Annotated in this window: 1 protein-coding gene; it reads right to left on the bottom strand. The window is 62.4% G+C overall.

Translation table 11 applies throughout. The features are described from left to right. Nucleotides 1–170 precede the first annotated feature (170 nt). On the bottom strand, nt 171–2,082 hold a 1,912-nt coding region (locus VF629_RS19875), incomplete at its 5' end, for a glycoside hydrolase family 2 protein (protein WP_331060254.1).

Below are 2,082 nucleotides of genomic sequence, written 5' to 3'. Positions count from 1 at the left end.
ATGCTGAGCGCAGCCGAAGTATCTCTACTGCTGCACTAACATTGATTAGTTGCGCGGTAGAGATGCTTCGGCTGCGCTCAGCATGACCGTTGTTAATCCAACTTTCTTCGACCAGAGCAGGTGCAGCAGCCGCACGGCCGCGTTCCGTTATCGCGCGGCGCTGGTTGGCACTAGCGGAAGTCGAAGTAGAGCACGCCGTATTGGTTGTCGGTGTGGCCGTTGGCGTTGGTGATGTTGAGCTGGCTTTGCGGGCCCAAGGTTTCAGCCTTTTGGCTTTTGGTGCCAATGGCGCTGATGCCGTGCAGAAACGAGATGCCGCCCGCCGCTGGAAACGGCGCGGTGGAATTGGTACGGGCCGCGTACTTGGGCACGGCCGGATTGAAGAGGTGCAAGTATATGTTCTCGCTGCCCGATAGCACCGTAAAATCGGCCTCGCGGGTCTGCAGGCGGGCGCCGTAGAAGTTGGCGTAATAGCCTTTGAATTCCGGATAGAGCCAGGTTTCGCCGGTCACGGTGTTGTTGTAGGTTTTGGTCCAGGAGTCGAGGGTGGTGCCTTTGAGGCGGTTTTTCCAGACGCGGTATGGGCCGTCGGCCAGCAGTTGCAGGCCCTTCACTTGCGTTTCGGGGTAGGCGAAGGTGATGCCCAGCATTTCGCGCGGGCCGCCCTGCTGGTACTGGTAGCGCAGCTCCAGCCAGCCCGAGGGGTACATGGTCCAGCGCACCTTGAAACGGTCTTTGCCGGCGTAGCGCGCCTCCACCACGTGCGTGCCCAGCGTGTCGGTGTGGCGCAGGCTTTGAAACACCGCGTCGGTGTCGAGGAGCAGCGGGCCGTTGGTGAGGGAAATGGTTTTCTTGGGGTTTCGGACGCGTTGAAGCAGGCCCGTTTTTTTGTCCAGCGTGACTTCTACGCCGCTGGCCGCCAGGGTGAGTTGCTCGGCGTCCTCGCGGGCGGTTACGGCGCCCGTGCCTTTGGTCATGAGCCGGCTGGCTACTTGCTCGGGCCGGGAGATGGGCCAGGACCAGGTGTAGATTTCGCGGCCGTAGGGGTCCTGGGCCGTGAGGTAGAGCACGTCCGAGTTCTGCCAACCCGCGGGCAGGGACAGCGCGAGCGTGCCGCTGGCGTGGGGCGCGACGTCGGGCGCAGGCGCCGTCCCGGTGAGCTCGGCGGCATCGGCCGGCTTCAGGCTGGCAAACTTTTTGAGCTTCCAGCGGAACGTGCACTGCTTTAAGTTGGTGTAGTCGAAGCGGTTTTCGAGAGCCAGCCGGCCGTCAAACTGCGGCGTGAGGTAGCGCGGGGAAAAGAAAATGGGCGCCCATACTTCCTTAATGGTGAAGAAGCTGCCTTCTTTTTCGCGGTAAGGGCCCAGAATGCCGTCGGCGGCCGAGTTGCCTTTGGTGTCGAGGGCGCCCTTCTGGTCGGTGCGCACCACGGCCTGGTCGGTGAAATCCCACAGGAAGCCGCCCGCCGAGTTGGGCCGGCTGCGCATCAGGCGCCAGAAGTCGTCGAGGCCGGCGCCGTGGCCGCCGTCGTACAGGCCGTGCAGAAACTCGGTGGGGAAGAACACGTCGGCCCCGTTGAAGAAGGTGTTCAAGCCGTAGTTGTAGCCGATGTAGTGCGACGTGTTCATGCCGTTGAAGTTTATCCAAGGATGAATGACGGGGCGCTTCTGCGGGTCGTAGGTGGCGTAATCGGGCACGAGGTCGTAGTTGAAGCCGCCTTCGTTGCCGTTGGCCCACAGCACGATGCTGGGGTGGTTCACGTCGCGCACCACCATTTCCTTCACCAGCTTGCGGCCCACCGGCGTATCATAGGGCGGGTACTGCCAGCTGGTCAGCTCGTCAATCACGAGCAGTCCCAGCGAGTCGCACACCTGCAGGAAATGCTCGTCGGGCGGGTAGTGCGACATGCGCACGGCGTTCATGTTCATGTCTTTTATCAGGTTGGCGTCCTGCACGCTGATTTGGCGGCTGGTGGTGCGCCCCGACGTGGGCCAGAACGCCCCCCGGTTGACGCCCTTGAACATGATTTTTTGGCCGTTCACGTAGAAGCCGTCGCGCCGGCGCAGCTCCACCGTGCGGAAG

The sequence above is a fragment of the Hymenobacter sp. genome (assembly GCF_036388155.1).
Taxonomy (GTDB): domain Bacteria; phylum Bacteroidota; class Bacteroidia; order Cytophagales; family Hymenobacteraceae; genus Hymenobacter.
This window is presented reverse-complemented; position numbering and strand designations above follow the sequence as displayed.